Origin of the sequence: Lysobacter sp. Root76 (assembly GCF_001428685.1) — a bacterium.
Taxonomy (GTDB): Bacteria; Pseudomonadota; Gammaproteobacteria; order Xanthomonadales; family Xanthomonadaceae; genus Lysobacter.
In genome coordinates this window covers 192659-211634 of the sequence record NZ_LMIK01000007.1, presented here as the reverse complement: position 1 = coordinate 211634, position 18976 = coordinate 192659, and the positions used below count along the sequence as shown (strand labels likewise).

The window sequence follows — 18976 nt, the reverse complement described above, 5'->3', positions numbered from 1 at the left end:
ACTGAGCCGGCCAACGCATGGCCCTTACTCAGCGGAGTTATCGCAATGCCCTCGCATACCCTCAGTCACGCCATCCGACGAGCGCTGTTCGCCAGCGCCGCCGTTTCCAGCGCGGCGCTGCCGCTGGCGGCCCACGCCCAGGCCGCGGAAGAAACCCAGGCGACCACCCTGGACCGGATCGAAGTGACCGGCTCGCGCATCAAGCGCACCGACATCGAAACCTCGCAGCCGATCTTCTCCTTGAGCCGCGAAGACATCAGCTCGCAGGGCCTGACCTCGATCGGCGACGTGATCCAGAACATCACCGCCAACGGATCGGCGATCAACAGCACCGTCAACAACGGCGGCGACGGCCAGACCCAGGTCGATCTGCGCAATCTCGGCGCCAACCGCACCCTGGTCCTGGTCAACGGCAAGCGCTGGGTCGGCGGCGCCGGCCTGGGCGGCGTGGTCGATCTCAACACCATCCCGACCGCCGCGGTCGAACGCATCGAAGTGCTGAAGGACGGCGCTTCGACCATCTACGGTTCCGACGCCATCGCCGGCGTGGTCAACGTGATCCTGCGCCAGAACTACGAAGGCGCCGAAGCCAACGCCTTCATCGGCACCTACGCCGACGGCGACGGTTACCGCGAGTCGTTCGATTTCACCGTCGGCGCCGCCTCCGACCGCTGGACCGCGATGCTCGGCCTGGCCTACGTCAAGGAAGAGCCGGTGCTGGCCGGCGACCGCGAGATTTCCAAGGAGCCGGTCCACGGCACCGGCAACGCCTTCGGCAGTTCGACCACGCCCAACGGCCGCTTCGCCCTGTGCACCGGCACCTTCGATCCGATCTTCGGCACCTGCTCGGTCCCCGAAACCCGTCCCAACGGCACCACCGGCCAGTTCACCTACAACGACGGCCAGTCGGGCACGAACTGGCGCAACCGCACCGGCGACGACCTCTACAACTTCGCACCCAACAACTACCTGCTGACCCCGCAGGAACGGCGCTCGGTGTTCGCCTCGGGTTCGCTCGACATCACCGACAACCTGCGCTTCCTGACCACCGTGACCTACAACAATCGCCGCTCCGAGCAATTGCTGGCGGCGATGCCGATCGTGCTGGGCAGCGGGCCGGGTGCGGGTCTGCAGCCGCGGACGGTCACGATCAGCCCGGACAGCCTGTACAACCCGTTCGGCACCACCGTCTCGCGCATCCAGCGCCGCGCGATCGAGACCGGCGGGCGCTCGTTCCGCCAGGACATCGACACCTTCGCCACCAACCTGGGCTTCGAAGGCACGCTCAACTTCGCCGACAAGCCGTTCGACTGGGAGGCCGGCTACTTCTACGGCGAGAACAAGCAGAACACCGTCACCGACGGCCTGTTCAACCTGCTCGCGCTGAAGAACGCGCTGGGTCCGTCGATGATCGACACCGTCGCCGGCCGCGCCACCAGCGGCCGACCGATCTGCGTCAGCAATCCCGGCGACGCGACCTCGATCATCCTGGGCTGCGTGCCGATGAACCTGCTCGGCGCGGTCGGGTCGATCACGCCCGAGATGCTGGCCTACTCGACCTTCGTCGCCCACGACGCGGTCGGTTTCAAGCAGAAGACCTACTACGCCAACATCGGCGGCGACCTGTTCAACCTGCCCGGCGGCCCGCTGGCGTTCTCGTTCGGCCTGGAACATCGCGCCGAGAGCGGCTACTTCCAGCCCGACGCCCTGATCGCCTCCGGCAACACCACCGGCAACGCGGCCGCGCCGATCTCCGGCGGCTTCTCGCTGGACGAGGCCTACCTGGAACTGGCGGTACCGGTGCTGGCCGACATGCCGTTCGCCAAGCTCTTGGATTTCTCGATCGCGACCCGCTATTCGGATTACAGCAACGTCGGCGACACGCTCAACAGCAAGTTCGGTTTCCGCTGGAAGCCGACCGACGACCTGCTGATCCGCGGCAACTGGTCCGAGGGCTTCCGCGCCCCGGCGATCGTGGAGCTGTTCGCCGGCAGCGCCGACTCGTTCCCGACCATCGCCGATCCCTGCAACCTGGCGCGCTTCCCCAACCTCTCGCCCGCCGCTCAGGCGCGCTGCCTGGCACAAGGCGTGACCCCGGGCGGCTACGACCAGGGCAATCCGCAGATCCGCATCAACGTCAGCGGCAACCCGCTGCTGGAGCCGGAAAGCAGCGAATCGACCACCCTGGGCTTCGTCTACAGCCCGAGCTGGCTGGAAGGCTTCGACGTCACCCTGGACTGGTGGAAGATCGACATCGACAACGCCCTGGTCGCGCCGACCGGCCAGTTCATCCTGGACGAATGCGTGGTCGGCAACGTCCAGCGCTTCTGCAACTACACCCGCGCGCCCGGCGGCGCGGTCGCCACCTTGCTGTCGCAGCCGGTCAACATCGGCGGCCTGCGCACGGAAGGCTTCGACATGACCGTCAACTACAAGCTGCCGGAAACCCGCTGGGGCAAGTTCAGCTTCAACTGGGACACCACCTATGTCGCCAAGTCCGAGAGCGACCTCGACGACGACGGCATCTTCGGCGAGCGCCTCAACGACGTGCCGCGCATCGGTCAGCGCGTGGAGGACTGGCCGATCGACGAATCCGCCAACGAACCCGGCGAATACATCACCGGCAGCAACAGCTGGCGCATCCGCTCCAACCTGATGGCGCGTTGGGAGAAGGGCGACTTCGGCGCGACCTGGAACGTGCGTTACTTCTCGCACCAGGACGAGCGCTGCCAGGCCATGGTCGACTACGGCTACAGCTTCCTGTGTTCGGACCCCGACCGCATCATTCCCATCCCGGTCGACCTCAACAACAACGGCGTCTGGGACGGCGAAGCCGGCGGCGACGCGATCCGCTCGATGGCCGAGGCCGAGAACAAGATCGGCGCGACCACCTACCACGACGCCAGCGTGTACTGGAACACGCCCTGGAACTCCAAGGTCACCATCGGCGTCAACAACGTGTTCGACAAGGACCCGCCGCGCTCGGTGCAGGCCTTCGCCAACAGCTTCGACGCGGCCTACGAGGTGCCCGGACGCTTCATCTACTTCCGCTACACCCAGAAGTTCTGAGCCCACGCAAAAACCCTGCGACACAGGCGGCCCCGCGAGGGGCCGCTTTTTTTCGCGTCTTCGGCACAGCCGAACGACAGCCCGCGTCGATCCGGGCGGGCGCCCGCGGAACAGCGCCGGGGCCGCGCCGCGACCACCATTTGCGGCGTCCGCGGTGCTCCCTCTCTCTCTCGAAGCAAGGTCGACGCTAGTCCGGCACGCACGAAACCACGGCACAGCGCAGCCACCGTCCGCAGGCATGCCCGGGAATATTTCCCGGGCTCTTTTTCGGATCCCGCAGCGGCTTCCGATTGGCTCCATCGCGTTCGCGACAATTGGTCCTCCAGCCCGCGCGCAACGCTGGGTAGGGTGATCGCAACGGCGCCGGAAGCGCCTTCGAATCGCGAGAGCCCCCCGTGAACCTGCGCTACCACCCCCTCCGCTTCGCCGAAAACCTCGACCTCAGCGCCGCCAGCGGCGACGCCCTGCACCTGCTGCGCGCCTCGGCACGCGGCGCGCAACTGGAACTGCCGGCGCAGTGGATTTCGTTCTGCCTGCCGCTGTCGGGCCGGCTGCGCTGCGAAGCCCAGGACAGCAGCTGGGAGATCGACGCGGGCCATGCCCAGGTCTGGCGCGAAGGCCCCCTGCGCTGCAGCGCGCGCCAGCCCTGCGGCTGGCTGGCCCTGGCCGGCTCGCAGGCGGCCTGGGCGCGCTACCTGCGCACCAACCGCCACGGCGAGGACGGCCCTGCGGACAGCGGCGGCGCCGACCTGTTCCCCTGGGAAGGCGCGTCCAGCCGCGACCTGCGGCGCCTGACCGTGCGCCTGGCGCGACGCGCGCGCGACGTCGAGGACGACATCGAGCCCTTGCTGGAAGCCTTGTGCGCGGCCCTGATCGACCAGCAACGCGACCTGCACCAGCGCCTGCAGCGCTGCAGCGGCCGCACCCTGCGGCGGCGCCAGCAGACCCTGCTGCGCCTGTTGCGCGTGCAGCACCTGATCCGCCGTCATCCCGACGCGCGCCTGGACCTGGCACGGCTGGCGCGCAGCGCGAGCTACTCGCCCTGCCACCTGATCCGCATCTACCGCGACGTGTTCGACGAAACCCCGACCGAATACGCCGCGCGCCTGCGCTCCGACCGCGCCTGGCGCATGGTCCGCGAGACCCGCATGCCGGTGTGCGAGATCACTGAGGCCCTGGGCTTCGAAAGTCAGAGTGCGTTCTGCCGCGCCTTCAAGCATTCCTTCGGCCTGACCGCGACCGAGGCGCGGCGGATGGAATGCGCCGAACCGCAGGCCGCCTGAGCCCGCTCCCACGAACCATCGCACCGACCGCCGCAACCCCGACGAGGACCACCGCATGCCCCGCTCCGCTATGCCCACCACCCGCAGCCTGCTGCTGTGCGTGCTCGCCGCCGGCCTGGTCGCCGGCACCCTGGATATCGTCTACGCCACCACCTTCTGGGGACTGAAAGGCGTGCCCGCGCAGCGCATCGGCCAGAGCATCGCCGCCGGCGTGCTCGGCAAGGACGCGTTCGGCGGCGGCAACGCCAGCGCTGCGCTGGGTCTGGTCCTGCACTACTTCATCGCCACGATGATGGCCGCGGCCTACGCCCTGGTCGCGCGCCGCTGGCCGGCGCTGGTCGCACGTCCGGTGCGCTACGGCCTGCTGTACGGCCTGCTGCTGTACGTGCTGATGACCTACGTCGTGGTGCCGCTGTCGGCCTTGCCCGGCCCGGCCGCCGCCAATACCTTGTGGATCGCATGCAGCATCGTCGCCCACGCGCTGCTGGTCGGCCTGCCGATCGCGCTGATCGTGCGCCGCGGTTTCGCCGGCGGCGATCGCGCCCACGGCCAGGGGCTCGCCGCCGATGCGCGCTGATACCGCGGCACCGCGCCGCCGCACGGTGATCGCGCTGGCGTTGGTCGTGACCGGTGCGCTCGGCTCGGGTCTGGCGATCTCGGCCGGCTACGCCGCGCCCGAACCCACCTCAGCCGACCTCACCTCAGCCGAAGCCGCCGCGCACGCGCCGATCGCCTTCCCGCAGGGCTATACGCGCTGGACCCACATCAAGAGCGGCCTGATCCCCGCCGGCCACCCGGCCTTCGCCAGCTATGGCGGCCTGCACCACATCTATGCCAACGAACTGGCCCTGGCCGGCTACCGCGACGGCCGCTTCGCCGACGGCTCGATGCTGGCCTACGACCTGTTCGAAACCCGCGTCACGCCCGACGGCAGCATCGATCAGGGCCCACGCCGCCACGTCGACGTCATGGTCAAGGACGCACGCCGCTACGCCGCCACCGGCGGCTGGGGCTACGCCGAGTTCGCCGCCGGCGCGGACGCCGACCGCCTCAACAGCGGCCAGCGCGCCGGCTGCACCGCCTGTCACGAACACCGCAAGGCCCAGGGCTACGTCTTCAGCGAACTGCAGGGCTGAGCGACCGCGCATTCCCCGACGGTGGCCAGGGACGGCCGCCGCCCTTGTAGGGCCGGTACCCGCCTCGGATTCACATCGCCGACCGCCGTTCGACGCGCCGGCATCGAATCCAGCGCCCTGTCCGGCCCGAAAAGCCCGTCCCGGACCCGCCCGAAACTCGTCCAAGCCCGCCCGAAACCGGTCCGATACCCGTTCCGGACCGATATCGGCGCGCCCGATCGCGTCCGAAATGCGAAAATCCCGTCTCGCGGACGTCCCGGCGCATGCCGGGCCGCGATGCACGCGAAGACGCAGCAGCCACCGGCGCCCTGGCCAGCGGGCACCGCAGACTTCATCTCCGGTAGCACCGGCCCGGCTCGGCAGGACAGGCAATGATCAGCAACGACGTACTACGCAGCATCCGTTACATGCTCGACCTCAGCGACAACAAGGTCGTCGAGCTGGTCCAGCTCGCGGACCCCGGCTACGCCATCGACAAGACCCAGGTCCAGGCCTTCCTCAAGAAGGACGAGGACGAAGGCTATGCCGAATGCAACGACGCGGTGCTCGCGCGTTTCCTCGACGGCCTGGTCTATCACTACCGCGGCCGCGACGAGAGCCTGCCGCCGCGCCCGTTCGAAAAGCGCGTCACCAACAACCTGGTGCTGAAGAAGCTGCGGGTCGCGTTCGAGCTGAAGGACATCGACATGCACCAGGCGTTCGCGGACGCCGGTTTCCCGGTCTCCAAGCCGGAGCTGAGCGCGCTGTTCCGCCAGAGCGACCACAAGAACTACCGCGCCTGCGGCGATCAGCTGCTGCGCAATTTCCTCAAGGGCCTGACCCTGCGCGTGCGCGGCGGCCAGTAAGCCCGATCGAGGTGCGCCGCGCTCGCGCCGGCGCAACCTCCAGGCCGGGCGGCTAGTGCCCGCCGTCCAGCGCCTTGAGCTCCGACACCAGCGCGCTGGCCATCTCGGCGCCGTCGCCGAACAGCATGCGGGTGTTGTCGGCGTAAAACAGCGCGTTCTCGATGCCGGCGAAACCGGTGCCCTTGCCGCGCTTGATGACGATGGTGTTCTTGGAATTGACCACGTCCAGGATCGGCATGCCGTAGATCGGCGAGGCCGGGTCGGTCTTGGCGACCGGGTTGACCACGTCGTTGGCGCCGATCACCAACGACACGTCGGTGTTGGGGAATTCCGGGTTGATGTCGTCCATGTCGACGATCATGTCGTAGGGCACGCCGGCCTCGGCTAGCAGCACGTTCATGTGGCCGGGCATGCGTCCGGCGACCGGATGGATCGCGAACTTCACCTTGACCCCGCGCTCGGTGAGCTTCTGGGTCAGCTCCCAGATCTTGTGCTGCGCCTGCGCCACCGCCAGGCCGTAGCCCGGCACGATCACCACGCGCTCGGCGAAGGCCATCATCGCGGCCACGTCGCCGGCCTCGATCGGCTTCTGGCTGCCGCTGATCTCCTGGGCCTGACCGCCGCCGCCGAAGTTGGAGAACAGCACGCCGGTGATCGGCCGGTTCATGGCCTTGGCCATCAGGCGCGTCAGCAGCATGCCGGCCGCGCCGACCATGGTGCCGGCGATGATCAGGGCCTCGTTGCCCAGCACATAACCTTCGAACGCCACCGCCAGACCGGTCAGGGCGTTGTACAGCGAGATCACCACCGGCATGTCGGCGCCGCCGATCGGCAGCGTCATCAGCACGCCCAGCGCCAGCGCCACCACGAAGAAGGCGATGATCGCCGGCACGTTCAGGGTCAGCACCACGACCGCGCCCAGCGCGACCAACGCCAGCGCCACCGCGGCGTTGAAGATCTGCTGGCCCGGGAACACCACGCGCCGGTCCAGGCGCCCGTCGAGCTTGGCCCAGGCGATGATCGAACCCGACAGCGAGACCGCGCCGATGGCCGCGCCGATCACCGCCAGCACCAGGGTCGTGGTCGGCAGCTGCATGTCGACGTGGCCGGATTGCAGCTGCGCGATCAGCGGATCGCTGGTCTGCAGGCTGGCGAAGCGCAGCAGCTCGACCGCGCCGATCGCCGCCGCCGAACCGCCGCCCATGCCGTTGTACAGCGCGACCATCTGCGGCATGTCGGTGATCGCGACCTTCTTGCCCGAGATCCAGGCCAGGCCGGTGCCGATCGCCAGCGCCAGCAGGATCAGCACGATGTTGTGCAGCTCGGGCAGCAGGAAGGTGGCCGCGGTCGCGATCACCATGCCCATGCCGGCCCAGCGGATGCCGCTGCGCGCGGTGACCGGCGAGGCCATGCGCTGCAGGCCCAGCAGGAACAGGGTCGCGGCGACGAAATAGCTGGCCGACGCCAGCAGCACTTGCGCGCTCATGCCGCGCCCCCGGACTTGCCGGCCGGCTTCTTGCTGGCCTTGAACATCTCCAGCATGCGTTCGGTCACCACGTAACCGCCGGCGGCGTTGCCCGCGCCCAGCAGCACCGCGACGAAGCCGATCGCTTTTTCCAAAGTGGTGTCGGCGTGGCCCAGCACGACCATCGCGCCGATCAGGACGATGCCGTGGATGAAGTTGGAGCCCGACATCAGCGGGGTATGCAGGATCACCGGTACCCGCGAGATGATCACGTGGCCGGCGATCGCCGCCAACATGAAGATGTACAGCGCCACGAACCCGTCGCCCATCTTTGCCTTCCCCATGCGATGTCTTCCGCATCATAACGTTCCATGAACCGGGCGCCAGCGTTGTCAACCGCAGCGACGGCCGGGCGTTTGCCTCCTCACAGGGGTCGAAACGCATCCGCCGACGAGGAAAACCACATGAAGCGCACACCTTATCTGCTCGCTCTGGTCTGCCTGGGCGCCGCCCTGGGCTTGGCCGGCAATGCCGTCGCCGGCGACCGTGGCGACCGGGTCGAGCACCGCATGGAACGCCATGGCGAGCGCATCGACCGCCGCCTGGACCATCGCGGCGACCGCATCGAGGCCCGCAGCGACCGTCACGCCCAGGTCCTGGCCGCGCACGGCCACGCGCGCGCCGCCGCCCGCGTCGACCGTCACGGCGAGCGCGCCGAGGCCCGCCTGGACCGTCGCGGCGACCTGGCCGAAGCGCGCTGGGAACGCCGCGGCGAACGTTACGACCGCCGCTGGGACCGCCGGCATTAAGCCTTGAGCCGTATGCTGCAAATCGTGTCCGCCGAAGCCGACGATCTGGCTCTGGTCGCGCCGCCCGCCGGCGCGACCGAGCGCAGCCCCGCGACGCTGGAGGAATTCCTCGCCGGCATCGGCACGCGTGCGTTCCGTTTCGCCGAACTCGGACTGCGCCAGCGCGACGACGCGCTGGACGCGGTCCAGGACGCGATGATGAAGATGCTCGGCTACGGCGAGCGGCCGGCCGCGGAATGGACGCCGCTGTTCTGGAGCATCCTGCGCAGCCGCATCGTCGATGTGCAGCGCCGGCGCACGTTCCGGCTGCGCTGGCTGATGCCGGCCGCGCGCGACGACGAAACTCCGCTGGACTGGGCCGACGACGGCCCCGACCCGGCGCGCACCCACGACGGCCGCGAGGCCTACGCAAAACTCGCCGATGCGCTGGGCACCCTGCCGCGCCGGCAACGCGAGGCGTTCAGCCTGCGCGTACTGGAAGAACTCGACGTCGCCACGACCGCGCGGGCGATGGGTTGCAGCGAAGGCGCGGTGAAGACGCATCTGTCGCGCGCGCGCGAAGCGCTGCAGCGACAACTGGAGGACTGGCGATGAACCGCAACGACCCGCGCTACGGCGCCGACCCGGGCACCGGCGACGACGAGCGCCGCTTCGACGAGGCCGCCCGCGCCCTGCATCGGCAGGCGCTGGGCACCGTGTCCCCGGCCACCCGCGCGCGCCTGCGCACGGCCCGGCACGCCAGCGTCGAACGCGCGCGCGCGCCGCGCCGCGGCCTGGGCTGGGCCCTGGCCAGCGGTTGCGCGGCGGTGTTCGCGCTGGCGATCGGCGTGCAGCTGCAGCGCGCGCCGCAGACCGCCGCCCCGCCGGTGGCGACGCCCCCGGTCGCGATGCTGCCCGCACCCGAGGCCGCCGCCTACGACAACGCCACGGCGTTGGCGTCGCTGGACGAGAATCCCGATTTCTACCTGTGGCTGGCGTCCGCCGACGACCTGCCCGCAACGGAGTAAGCCGCATGTTCCGCCTTCCGTTCCGCCCTGCCCTGACCGTCGCGCTCGCCCTGACTCTGCTGACCGCAGCCCCCGCGTTCGCCGGCGGTCCGCAGGCGCGCGCGCCCAAGGGCGCCGCGCCGCCGCCGGCCTGGGAACAACTCAGCCCGCAGCAACGCGAGCAGTTGATCGCGCCGGTGCGCGACCGCTGGAACGCCGAGCCCGACGAACGCCAGCGCATGCTCGATCACGCCCGCCGCTGGCAGCAGATGAGCCCGGACGAGCGCAAGCGCGCGCGCCACGGCATGCGCCGCTGGGAAGGCATGAACCCGGAGCAGCGCGAGGAAGCGCGCGCGCTGTTCGGCCGCATGCGCAATCTCAGCGACGCCGAGCGCGAAGCGCTGCGCGAGCGCTGGCGCGCGATGACGCCGGAGCAGCGCCGCGAGTGGATGCAGCGGAACGCGCCCAAGGCGGGCGACCTCTCGCGCCGCGATTCCAGGGACGAGGCCCGGCCGGAGCGCTGAGCGGCGGCGACGCGGCCTCGAAGCCTGTTGCGCCGACGCACGCGGAATGTCCGTACCCCGCTCGCCGGCGCGCCCGCGGCACGGCGCTGAATCACGGGACACGCGCCTGGCAGGGATGAGGAATCGGTCGCGCGTCGCTCAGCGGCGTGCGCACGGCATCGACACCAGAAAACCGCCCGGTCCGGCGATCAGTGAGGCCCGTTGACGAGCCTACCTACTAGTTGGTAGATTGACGACACCTCATCAAAGCGGACCGTCACATGGGTATTTCACCGATCGGCTGGCTGCACACGCTGGGAAGCCTCCCGGCGATTCCGCTCGCGGCCTACATGCTGCTGAAGTACGGACGGATCGCTCCGGAGACGACACCGGGGCGCGCCTATTTCTGGTTCATGCTGCTGGGCGCGCTGACGGTGTATCCGATCGCGCAGCAGCCGGTCAGCCTGATCCTGGCCACCGTCACGCTGGTGGTACTGCTGACCGGCTACGGTCTGGCCAAGTGGCGGCCCGCACAGCGGCCCTGGATCTACTTCCAGACCGTTTCGCTGAGCCTCAGCGTGTTCCTGCTGATGGTGCCCACGGTGACGGAAAGCTTGCGCAGGCTCCCTGTCGGCGACCCGCTGGTTACCGATCTGAAGGATCCCTTGCTGCTGAGCGTCCAGGGCCTCGTGCTGTTGGCGCTGATCGTGGGCGTCCCTTTGCAGATGCGTGCGCTATACAAGCAACGAACCCGATGAGCGATCGATGACGGCAGCAACCGAATCGCAGGCGACGTATTCGCCGAAGGCCCAGCAGATCATTCGCCGCACCAATGAGCTGCTGGCCTTGGGCGGATACAACGGCTTCAGCTACGCGGACATCGCCGAGTCGGTGAACGTCAGGAAAGCCAGCATCCATCATCACTTTCCCGCCAAGGCGGACCTGGTCACCGCGACGGTCGCCCTGCACCGCGCCGCGATGCGCCAGGGCCTGCAGTCGCTGCAGCAATCGATCCCCGATCCGTTCGCGCGGCTGGTCGCCTACAGCCGCTACTGGGCCGAATGCATCCAGGACGCCAACCCGCCCATCTGCATCTGCGCGCTGCTCGCCGCGGAACTCCCGGCGATTCCCGTCGAGGTCGCCGATCAGGTCATGGGCCACTTCCACGACCTACAGGCCTGGCTGGCCGCGACCATGGAAGAAGGCGCGGCGACGGGCACGATGCGTTTGACCGAAACGCCGGCCGCCGAAGCGGACGTTTTCATGGCATCCATCCACGGCGCGATGCTCTCCGCTCGGGCCGCTGGCGATGCGAGCCTGTTCTGGCGTATCGCGAAACTGTCGACTGATCGCTTGAAGGCTGCGTAGCGCGGCGGATCGAGCCGCGTTCGACCCGCAGGATGCGGCGGCGACCGCATCGCCGCCCTCTTCCGGAAACCATCGCACCACCACCACCACCGCCGCGCGATGCGGTGCGCCTGCGGCTTACCGCATCCTACGTAGCGCCTGGCGGACAAGCGTCCGGCCACGTCGTCGACGACCGTAGGATGCGGTGACAACCGCATCGTCGCCCTCTTCCGCAAACCATCGCACGCGATGCCTGCGCGCAGGCGGCTCACTCGGCTTCGATATCCACCCGCGGCGCGTCCGGCCGCTGCCGGTCCAGCGACTGCCGGTAGCGCACGCAGCCGCGCATGAAGGCCGGCCACTCCGGCACTGCGATCTCAGCCCGAGTAGGCTCCGGCAGCAGTTCCCACAGCTGCGGATGGTGCCAGCACAGTTCGTGCAGGCTGCTGTCGCGGTGGGCGCGGATGCCGGCGCGCAGGCGCCGCACTTCCTCGCGCAATCGCTCGATCGTCATCGTGTCGAGGTCGTCGTCCATGCCGGGGCTCCGCTAGAGGACGCCAGCAGGATGCATACCCCCAGGTTAAGCGCGCGCAGCCGAGGGCCGAACAGCGGCTCGCCGCAGGCGATCAGGCGCCGCGGACGCCGTGCGCGCGGGCCAGGGACAGGATCGGCTCCAGGGCCCCTTGCTGCTGCAGCTGTCGAGAGGGCAGGCAATGCGCGCGGCCGCGCGAGAAAAACAGCAGCAAGAAGCCGCCCTGACGCTTCACCCGCGTGATCGCCTTCCAGGATTGCGTCCATTCCTCGACGTCGCTGCAGGCCCGCAAGCCGAAGTCGCCGAAGTGGTACTGGTAGGTACGATCCTTGTGCATACCGAAGAAGTGCACTGCGATCGCGAAGCAGGCCTGCAACAACAACGGGAAGGACATCGCAGCCGCGATCGAGACCACGAAAAGCCCACCGATCGGCAGGCCTTCGTACCAGTAGAGCGACAGCAGTGCCAACGCAGCCAAGGGGAACGCCAGGAAAGTCAGGGCGCCCCAAGGGGTCTGGAACGACATCACCAGGCCGGAGCGGAGCCGGTCCCAAAAGCTGTAGCGGAATCGGACCTCGAACGAGGCCTGGTCCGGAGTCGCGGAATTCACACCGCGGCCGCCCGCTCCGGCCACACCGTCTTGGCCAGCAGCTCGTCGCTCCAGTCGAACTTCAGTTCGCCGCCGTCGACGAACAGGCTGACGAAGTTGAACACGTTGCGCGCGTACATCTCGCTGGCGTGGACCGCACCGCTGCTGGCCAGGTTGAGCGGGCCGGCGATGGTCACGCCGTCGACATCGACGGTTTCGCCCGGACGGGTGAGTTCGCAATTGCCGCCGGTCTCGGCGGCCAGGTCGACCAGCACGCTGCCGGGCTTCATGCCGGCGACCATCGCGGCGCTGATGATCTTCGGCGCCGGACGGCCGGGCACGGCCGCGGTGCAGACGATCACGTCGATGTTCTTCAGGTGTTCGCCGAGGCGGCGCTGCTGCTCGGCGCGCTCTTCCTCGGTGAGCTGGCGCGCGTAGCCGCCCTCGCCCGCGGCGCTGACGCCCAGGTCGAGGAACTTGCCGCCCAGGGATTCGATCTGCTCGCGCGTCTCGGGACGGACATCGAAACCTTCGACCTGCGCGCCCAGGCGCTTGGCGGTGGCGACCGCCTGCAGGCCGGCGACGCCGGCGCCGACGATCAGCACCTTGGACGGGCGGATGGTGCCGGCGGCGGTGGTCAGCATCGGGAAGAAGCGCGGCGCCAGTTGCGCGGCGATCAGCACCGCCTTGTAACCGGCCATGCCGGCCTGCGAGCTGAGCACGTCCATGGCCTGGGCGCGGGTGGTGCGCGGCAGGCGCTCCAGCGGGAACGCGATCAGTCCGCGCGCGCTGATCGCTTCGCCGCGCGCGGCATCGGCCTGCGGCGCGAGCGAGCCGACCAGCACCGCGCCTTCGCGCAGGCGCCCCAGGGTCGCGGCGTCGGGCGGTTGCACGCACAGCACCAAATCGGCGTCGTTGAGCGCGGCGGCGGCATCGTCGGCGAGTTCGGCGCCGGCCTGGACGTAGGCCTCGTCGCCGAAGCTGGCGGCACGACCGGCCCCGCGTTGCACGCGCACGCGCGCACCGCGCGCGACGAGCTTCTTGCAGGTTTCCGGGGTCAGCGCGACGCGCCGTTCGCCCGCCGCGGTTTCGCTCGCAACGCCTATGCTGATGCCCGCCATGCTTCGCTCCATGCCCGGTAATGGGTGTCTCGCCGCATCGTAGCCGAATAAGGCTAGGAACTAGTGGGGCAGGAACGAGTAAGAACGGAGTACGGCTGGCGACGGCGAGAGTCCCCTCTTACAGGGACGAGCAGAGGAGGAATCGGAAAGCAGTGAGAGCGCCAGCCAGCCACCAACCGGCCCCGGAAACCCAGCAGCCGGCATCCCACTCGTTACTACTTCCTGCTTTTACCAGTTCCCAGCCTTTACCGATGGCCGACCGCGCGATCCAGATGGCGGTGGACCTGACGCAGGAACTAGTGGGGGCAGGAACCAGTAAGAACGGAGTACGGCTGGCGACGGCGGGAGTCCCCTCTTACAGGGACGAACAGAAGAGGAATCGGAAAGCAGTGAGAACGCCAGCCACCAACCGGCCCCGGAAACCCAGCAGCTGGCATCCCACTCGTTACTACTTCCTGCTTTTACCAGTTCCCAGCCTTTACCGATGGCCGACCGCGCGATCCAGATGGCGGCGGACCTGACGCATGGCCTCGTCGAAGGCGTTGCGCTCGGCACCGATGCTGAGCCGGCCTTCGCCGGCCAGGATCGCCAGTTCTTCCGGCGAGGCCGCGAACACGCGCAGGCCGCGGCGGTTGACCAGCAGGTAGCGCGAGGTCAGCGGGCTGACCCAGGCCACCTTGGCCGCGATCTGCTCGCCCTGCAGGTCGGTCAGGCGCAGCCAGTCACCCGGATCCAGGCCGCGCATGCGCTCGGCCAGGACCGGATCGTGCTGGGATACGTCCTTGCCCGGCGGCAGGTAGCGACGGGTTTCCTCGACGGCTTCGTCCTCGGCCGCGGGCAGCGGCGAGGCCGGGCGCGTGCGGCGCGCCGAATCCGGCGTCGCCAGGGCCCGCACCAGTCCGGCCATGCCGTGCTGGGCGGCGCTGTCGTCCAGGCCGGAGCTGGCCAGGCACTGCACGATCAGCGGTTGCAGCGCGATCAGGCGATCGGCCAGTTCGCGGCCGCGCTGCTCGGCGGCCAGGCGATCGGCTTCGATCAGGGCGTCGCCCAGCGACAGGGCTTCGTCGCGGCGCGCTTCGCCGCCTTCGCGCAGCAGGGTCTGGACCAGGTGATGGCGCCAGGGCATGGCGAGGAAATCGGCCACGGCCTGGGTCAGCGGCGGTTCGGCCAGACGCTCGCGCAGGGCGCTGTCGGCCTGGCTGCGCGCCGCGCCGAGGCGCTCGCGGCCGTAGGTGGCCTTGGCCGCGCGCTGCTCCTGCAGCTCGACCCGGCGCCGCTGCTGCGACAGCAGTGCGTCGAGTTCGGCGTGGGCCATTTCGAACACGGCCACGTCTTCGTTGTAGTCGGCGACGATCCGCTGCGAGATCTCGGTGGCGCGGTCCAGCAGCTCGCGGTCCTGCGGGGTCTCGCCGTCGTTGCCTTCGCAGGCTTCGGTGATGGCATCGAGCAGACGGCGCGCCGGGTGTTCGCGCTTCACGAACACTTCGTTGTCGGTCAGTGCGACCTTGACGTAAGGCAGCACCAGGCGCGCATACAAGCGGCGCGCGCGGTCCTGCAGGGCGTGGTTGCGGAACAGCGAATCGAACAGCAGCGCGACCAGGTCGATCGCGTCGTCCTCTTCGGCGCTGAAGCAAGTCTGGTCGGGATTCAGGCCGAGCCGCCGCGCACCATCGTGCAGATGGTCGCGGATGCTCTCGCCCAGGCGCCCGGACACGGCCAGGGCGCGCGCGAACGCGTCCGGCGGTTCGGCTTGCAGCAGCGAGGCGACGCTGACGACTTCGTCGATGCGCAGCTCGCGGCGCGGGGCCATCGTGCGTTGCGGGGCATGGGCGTGGGGGACGGCGTCGGACCGCATCAGTCCTTCGCGCCAGGCATGCAATTGACTGCGCAAATCGGCGAGCTCACTGGCCATGGCCGCGATATCGCTGGGCGACATCGGCGGACGTTGGGGTTCGTGTTGGGCGGCATGGCCGCCGTTCGGCGCGGAACCGGGGGACGCGCCGCCATACGCGCCGTACGCGTTGGCGTTCGGCGCAGGCTCCCCAAAGCCCGCGCCGTGATTCGGATCGAAGTCGCCGTAGCCGCGCTCGCGGACCGTCTCGCGCGGCGGCTTCGGGCTCAGGCTCGGACCCATCCCGACCCCGTAGCCGTTGCTGGACAGCAGGGTGTTGACCCGGCCGTACAGGTCGCCCAGCAGGCGCGCCAGCTCGTATTCGTACTGGCGGAACAGGCGTGCGCGCAGCGGCTCGGGCAGCTGCGCGTCGACGAAGGTCTCGACGAAGGCCGCGACCAGGCGCTGCGGGCCGATCGGATTAGGGCCGGGTGCCAGGTGCATGGCCTCGGAGACCGCGAGCAAGCGGCCCTGGACCATGTCCAGCGGGCGCGCGTAGCGGCCGCACAGGGACTCGGTCAGGCGCTCGCCGGCCAGGTCGAACTCGAGCTGGTTCTCGTCCACCAGCCGCATCGGCACTTCGCCGCCGCTGCGGATGCGCAGGGCGCGGAATTCGTCGAAGCCCTTGGCCACCTGCTGGCGGAACGCCATCACATGGGTAGCCTGATGCTGCCGCAGTACCCACAATGCGGCTTGTTCTTCGTATTGATGGTTCTTGCCGTCGCCCTTCAGCGAGTCCACCTTCATGGCGTCCTCGATCGGGCCGTACAGGGTTCCGGGCAGGCCGCCCAGATGCTCCAACGCCAGGCGCTTGATCTCCTCGAGCATGCGCAAGGGATCGGTACGCGTGCCTTGAGCTACGCCGTGCAGGTGACCGGACACTGCGTGTTCCCCTGTTCCCGGATGGGCTTGAATCGTGCTTTGGACGCTTTGGACCGTGTGGACCGAACCTGCCGTTTTTAGGCAGTTGGCAACAGCATAGTGGCAAGATACGACAGCGAATGCACACACAAAATAGGCTTTTGTGACTAATGTCCCGAATCGATCCCAACTTCCTCCCTGAAACCGAAAAAGCGTTAGCGGCTCTGGACACTCGCCGCTCGGTGCCGGCCAAGCAGCTGACCGAACCGGGCCCGGACCAGCGCCAGCTGGAGCGCATGCTGCGTTCGGCGGTACGGGTGCCGGACCACGGCAAGCGCGTGCCGTTCCGCTTTCTCAGCATCCGCGGCGACGCCCGCCATGCGCTCGGCGAGCGCCTGGCCGCGCGCGGCCAGGAACGCGACCCCGACGCCGGCGACGCCGCGGTCGAGAAGGACCGCGGCCGCTTTTCGCACGCTCCTTTAATAGTGGTGGTGGTCGCGCGCCTGGGCCCGGACGAGAAGATCCCCGAGCAGGAGCGCCTGCTCACCGCCGGCTGCGTCTGCTTCGCCCTGCTCCAGGCCGCGCAGGCGCTGGGCTTCGGCGCGGTCTGGCTGACCGGCTGGCCGGCCTACGATCCGCAGGTCGCGGACTGGTTCGGCCTGGGCGCGGACGAGCGCGTGGCCGGCTTCATCCATATCGGCACCCCCAAGCTCGACGTGCCCGAGCGCGAACGCCCCGACCCGCTCGCCTTGCTGTCCGCCTGGGCTCCGGCATGAGCGCCGCGCGCCCGCCGCTGTACCTGGTCGACGCCAGCCTCTACGTGTTCCGCGCCTGGCACTCGATGCCCAACGAATTCGAGGACGCCGAAGGCTGGCCGACCAACGCGGTACACGGCTTCGCCCGCTTCCTGGCCGAACTGATCGAACGCGAACGCCCGCGCCACATCGCGATCGCCTTCGACGAAGCCCTGGACTCGTGCTTCCGCAACGCCATCTACCCGGCCTACAAGGCCAACCGCGATCCTGCGCCGCAGGAGCTCAAGCGCCAGTTCGAGCACTGCAAGTCGCTGTGCCGCGCGCTCGGCCTGCCGGTGCTGGCCCACAGCGAGTACGAGGCCGACGACCTGATCGGCACCGCCCTGGCGACGATGCGTCTGCAGGGCTACCGCGGCGTGATCGTCTCGGCCGACAAGGACCTGTCGCAGTTGCTGGACGAGGCCGACGAACAGTGGGACTACGCCCGCGGCCAGCGCTGGAACGCGGCCGGAGTGCCGGCGCGGCACGGCGTGGAAGCGCGCCAGATCGCCGACTACCTGGCCCTGACCGGCGATGCGGTCGACAACATCCCCGGTGTGCCCGGCATCGGCGCAAAAACCGCGGCCGCGCTGTTGAACCACTTCGGCACCCTGGACGCCTTGCTGGCGCGGGTCGAGGAAGTGCCGTTCCTGCGCGTGCGCGGCGCCGCCAGCGCGGCCGCGCGCCTGCGCGAACACCGCGAACAGGCGCTGTTGTGCCGGCGCCTGACCACCATCGCCCTGGACGCGCCGCTGGGCGACGGCATCGCCGCGTTCCAGCGCGGCCGCGGCCTGGCGCCGGAGCTGCTGGCCCTATGCGAATCCTTGCGCTTCGGCCCCATGACCCGGCGCCGCCTGCACGAAGCCGCCGGCCTGGACTTCGCGACGTCATCGCTTCCGTCGTAGCATCGGACGAACGAACGCCTGGACGCGCCATGATCGAAGCCGCGATGAACGAAACAGTCGAAACCCTGTACGACGGCCAGTGGCTGCGGATGATGCGCCGCGGCCGTTGGGAATACGCCGAGCGCACCCACGGCAACGGCATGGCGGTGATCATCGTCGCGGTCACGCCGGAAGACAAAGTGCTGTTCGTCGAGCAGTTCCGGGTGCCCTTGAACGCACACACCATCGAAATGCCGGCCGGCCTGGTCGGCGACGATCACGCCGCCGACACCCTGGAAAGCGCCGCGCGCCGCGAGCTGATCGAGGAAACCGGCTGGCAGGCCGGACGCGTCGACGTGCTGCTGACCGGCCCGACCTCGTCGGGCATGAGCAGCGAACGTATCGCCTTCGTGCGCGCCCGCCAGCTGAGCCGGGTCGGCGACGGCGGCGGCGTCGACGGCGAGGACATCGTGGTCCACGAAGTCGCGCGCAGCGACGCCCCGGCGTGGCTGATGCGCAAGCACGCCGAAGGCTACGAACTCGATCTCAAGCTCTGGGCCGGGCTGTGGATGATCGAGCACAACCCGGACGGCTCGCGCGCGGATTGAGGCGGGACCGCCGGCCGTTTGCACCGGCGGGCCGTTCGAGTTCGCAGCCGCACTCCGGCGCCGCAGCACGTTGGACGCATGCGGCGCCGACGTCGGAGCCTGCAAGCACGCCGCACACGCCTTTCGCATAGAGAACGTGCCCACGTGCCCACGCTGCCGAAGCGACGCTAGCCGCGCTTGCGGCGATACCGAAACGAAAACAAAAACGGCCGGCAGCTGCGAGCTGCCGGCCGTCGTACGGCGCGGTCGCCGC

20 protein-coding genes are annotated in these 18976 nt (G+C 69.2%); 14 read left to right on the top strand and 6 right to left on the bottom strand.

The window, feature by feature from the left end:
• Positions 1-45: 45 nt before the first annotated feature.
• The 5 genes from ASE10_RS15140 (at position 46) to ASE10_RS15120 (ending at position 6333) form a co-directional block, all read left to right on the top strand.
• Positions 46-3069 carry a TonB-dependent receptor gene (locus tag ASE10_RS15140; RefSeq protein ID WP_055900753.1) on the top strand — a complete coding sequence of 1008 codons (3024 nt, stop codon included), beginning with the start codon at positions 46-48 and terminating at the stop codon, positions 3067-3069.
• A gap of 395 nt (positions 3070-3464) precedes the next feature.
• On the top strand, positions 3465-4352 hold the full coding sequence (locus ASE10_RS15135) for an AraC family transcriptional regulator (protein WP_055900750.1): 888 nt from the start codon (positions 3465-3467) through the stop codon (positions 4350-4352).
• A gap of 55 nt (positions 4353-4407) precedes the next feature.
• Complete coding sequence (locus ASE10_RS15130; RefSeq protein WP_157481006.1) at positions 4408-4929, top strand: hypothetical protein; 522 nt, start codon at positions 4408-4410, stop codon at positions 4927-4929.
• Complete coding sequence (locus tag ASE10_RS15125; protein ID WP_055900744.1) at positions 4919-5488, top strand: cytochrome P460 family protein; 570 nt, start codon at positions 4919-4921, stop codon at positions 5486-5488. Before ASE10_RS15130 ends, ASE10_RS15125 begins: the two co-directional genes overlap by 11 nt.
• A gap of 371 nt (positions 5489-5859) precedes the next feature.
• On the top strand, positions 5860-6333 hold the full coding sequence (locus ASE10_RS15120; RefSeq protein WP_055900741.1) for a DUF1456 family protein: 474 nt from the start codon (positions 5860-5862) through the stop codon (positions 6331-6333).
• 52 nt (positions 6334-6385) lie between these two features.
• Here ASE10_RS15120 and ASE10_RS15115 read toward each other — a convergent pair whose 3' ends face one another.
• Together ASE10_RS15115 and ASE10_RS15110 are read right to left on the bottom strand one after the other, a co-directional pair.
• Positions 6386-7819: an NAD(P)(+) transhydrogenase (Re/Si-specific) subunit beta gene (locus ASE10_RS15115; protein ID WP_055900739.1), complete on the bottom strand. Its 1434-nt coding sequence runs from the start codon at positions 7817-7819 to the stop codon at positions 6386-6388.
• On the bottom strand, positions 7816-8127 hold the full coding sequence (locus ASE10_RS15110) for an NAD(P) transhydrogenase subunit alpha (protein ID WP_055900736.1): 312 nt from the start codon (positions 8125-8127) through the stop codon (positions 7816-7818). Before ASE10_RS15110 ends, ASE10_RS15115 begins: the two co-directional genes overlap by 4 nt.
• Before the next feature lie 135 nt (positions 8128-8262).
• On the opposite strand from ASE10_RS15110, the gene ASE10_RS15105 reads away from it, so the two are divergent.
• The 6 genes from ASE10_RS15105 to ASE10_RS15080 all read left to right on the top strand — a co-directional run bounded on the left by ASE10_RS15105 (position 8263) and on the right by ASE10_RS15080 (position 11464).
• Positions 8263-8607 carry a hypothetical protein gene (locus ASE10_RS15105; RefSeq protein ID WP_055900734.1) on the top strand — a complete coding sequence of 115 codons (345 nt, stop codon included), beginning with the start codon at positions 8263-8265 and terminating at the stop codon, positions 8605-8607.
• A gap of 3 nt (positions 8608-8610) precedes the next feature.
• Complete coding sequence (locus ASE10_RS15100) at positions 8611-9201, top strand: RNA polymerase sigma factor (protein WP_235565773.1); 591 nt, start codon at positions 8611-8613, stop codon at positions 9199-9201.
• The gene (locus tag ASE10_RS15095; protein ID WP_055900728.1) at positions 9198-9614 is read left to right on the top strand and encodes a hypothetical protein; all 417 of its coding nucleotides are present in this window, start codon (positions 9198-9200) and stop codon (positions 9612-9614) included. Before ASE10_RS15100 ends, ASE10_RS15095 begins: the two co-directional genes overlap by 4 nt.
• Positions 9615-9619: 5 nt before the next feature.
• Positions 9620-10117, top strand: a complete 498-nt coding sequence (locus ASE10_RS15090) for a DUF3106 domain-containing protein (protein WP_055900725.1) — start codon at positions 9620-9622, stop codon at positions 10115-10117.
• A gap of 260 nt (positions 10118-10377) precedes the next feature.
• Positions 10378-10854 (top strand): hypothetical protein, encoded by a 477-nt coding sequence (locus tag ASE10_RS15085; RefSeq protein ID WP_055900723.1) that lies wholly within the window; start codon positions 10378-10380, stop codon positions 10852-10854.
• Between the two features lie 7 nt (positions 10855-10861).
• On the top strand, positions 10862-11464 hold the full coding sequence (locus tag ASE10_RS15080) for a TetR/AcrR family transcriptional regulator (protein ID WP_055900721.1): 603 nt from the start codon (positions 10862-10864) through the stop codon (positions 11462-11464).
• Between the two features lie 247 nt (positions 11465-11711).
• On the opposite strand, the gene ASE10_RS15075 is transcribed toward ASE10_RS15080, so the two are convergent.
• The 4 genes from ASE10_RS15075 to ASE10_RS15060 form a co-directional block, all read right to left on the bottom strand.
• Complete coding sequence (locus ASE10_RS15075; protein ID WP_055900718.1) at positions 11712-11978, bottom strand: hypothetical protein; 267 nt, start codon at positions 11976-11978, stop codon at positions 11712-11714.
• A 91-nt stretch (positions 11979-12069) separates the two neighbouring features.
• A complete protein-coding gene (locus ASE10_RS15070; RefSeq protein ID WP_055900715.1) occupies positions 12070-12609 on the bottom strand; it encodes a YcxB family protein in 540 nt (179 codons plus the stop codon).
• Positions 12582-13685, bottom strand: coding sequence for an NAD(P) transhydrogenase subunit alpha (locus ASE10_RS15065; RefSeq protein WP_055900712.1), 1104 nt, complete (start codon positions 13683-13685; stop codon positions 12582-12584). Before ASE10_RS15065 ends, ASE10_RS15070 begins: the two co-directional genes overlap by 28 nt.
• Positions 13686-14163: 478 nt before the next feature.
• The gene (locus ASE10_RS15060) at positions 14164-16458 is read right to left on the bottom strand and encodes a DUF1631 family protein (RefSeq protein WP_157481007.1); all 2295 of its coding nucleotides are present in this window, start codon (positions 16456-16458) and stop codon (positions 14164-14166) included.
• Positions 16459-16607: 149 nt separating this feature from the next.
• Here ASE10_RS15060 and ASE10_RS15055 point away from each other — a divergent pair, with 149 nt between their 5' ends.
• From ASE10_RS15055 to ASE10_RS15045, 3 genes are read left to right on the top strand one after another with little or no spacing between them, the layout of a single operon-like run.
• Positions 16608-17213, top strand: a complete 606-nt coding sequence (locus ASE10_RS15055) for a nitroreductase (protein ID WP_056305825.1) — start codon at positions 16608-16610, stop codon at positions 17211-17213.
• Entirely contained in the window at positions 17210-18136 is a 927-nt protein-coding gene (locus ASE10_RS15050) for a 5'-3' exonuclease H3TH domain-containing protein (RefSeq protein WP_056103958.1), read from the top strand. The genes ASE10_RS15055 and ASE10_RS15050 overlap by 4 nt, the downstream gene beginning before the upstream one ends.
• 44 nt (positions 18137-18180) lie before the next feature.
• The gene (locus tag ASE10_RS15045) at positions 18181-18723 is read left to right on the top strand and encodes an NUDIX hydrolase (RefSeq protein WP_056305901.1); all 543 of its coding nucleotides are present in this window, start codon (positions 18181-18183) and stop codon (positions 18721-18723) included.
• Positions 18724-18976: the final 253 nt, after the last annotated feature.

What these genes read in the sequence shown, in the direction of transcription:
- ASE10_RS15140 (WP_055900753.1), top strand. Translation starts at nt 46, where the DNA reads ATGCCCTCGCATACCCTCAGTCACGCCATCCGACGAGCGCTGTTCGCC.
- ASE10_RS15130 (WP_157481006.1), top strand. Translation starts at nt 4,408, where the DNA reads ATGCCCCGCTCCGCTATGCCCACCACCCGCAGCCTGCTGCTGTGCGTG.
- ASE10_RS15125 (WP_055900744.1), top strand. Translation starts at nt 4,919, where the DNA reads ATGCGCGCTGATACCGCGGCACCGCGCCGCCGCACGGTGATCGCGCTG.
- ASE10_RS15120 (WP_055900741.1), top strand. Translation starts at nt 5,860, where the DNA reads ATGATCAGCAACGACGTACTACGCAGCATCCGTTACATGCTCGACCTC.
- ASE10_RS15115 (WP_055900739.1), bottom strand. Translation starts at nt 7,819, where the DNA reads ATGAGCGCGCAAGTGCTGCTGGCGTCGGCCAGCTATTTCGTCGCCGCG.
- ASE10_RS15110 (WP_055900736.1), bottom strand. Translation starts at nt 8,127, where the DNA reads ATGGGCGACGGGTTCGTGGCGCTGTACATCTTCATGTTGGCGGCGATC.
- ASE10_RS15105 (WP_055900734.1), top strand. Translation starts at nt 8,263, where the DNA reads ATGAAGCGCACACCTTATCTGCTCGCTCTGGTCTGCCTGGGCGCCGCC.
- ASE10_RS15095 (WP_055900728.1), top strand. Translation starts at nt 9,198, where the DNA reads ATGAACCGCAACGACCCGCGCTACGGCGCCGACCCGGGCACCGGCGAC.
- ASE10_RS15090 (WP_055900725.1), top strand. Translation starts at nt 9,620, where the DNA reads ATGTTCCGCCTTCCGTTCCGCCCTGCCCTGACCGTCGCGCTCGCCCTG.
- ASE10_RS15085 (WP_055900723.1), top strand. Translation starts at nt 10,378, where the DNA reads ATGGGTATTTCACCGATCGGCTGGCTGCACACGCTGGGAAGCCTCCCG.
- ASE10_RS15080 (WP_055900721.1), top strand. Translation starts at nt 10,862, where the DNA reads ATGACGGCAGCAACCGAATCGCAGGCGACGTATTCGCCGAAGGCCCAG.
- ASE10_RS15075 (WP_055900718.1), bottom strand. Translation starts at nt 11,978, where the DNA reads ATGGACGACGACCTCGACACGATGACGATCGAGCGATTGCGCGAGGAA.
- ASE10_RS15065 (WP_055900712.1), bottom strand. Translation starts at nt 13,685, where the DNA reads ATGGCGGGCATCAGCATAGGCGTTGCGAGCGAAACCGCGGCGGGCGAA.
- ASE10_RS15055 (WP_056305825.1), top strand. Translation starts at nt 16,608, where the DNA reads ATGTCCCGAATCGATCCCAACTTCCTCCCTGAAACCGAAAAAGCGTTA.
- ASE10_RS15050 (WP_056103958.1), top strand. Translation starts at nt 17,210, where the DNA reads ATGAGCGCCGCGCGCCCGCCGCTGTACCTGGTCGACGCCAGCCTCTAC.
- ASE10_RS15045 (WP_056305901.1), top strand. Translation starts at nt 18,181, where the DNA reads ATGAACGAAACAGTCGAAACCCTGTACGACGGCCAGTGGCTGCGGATG.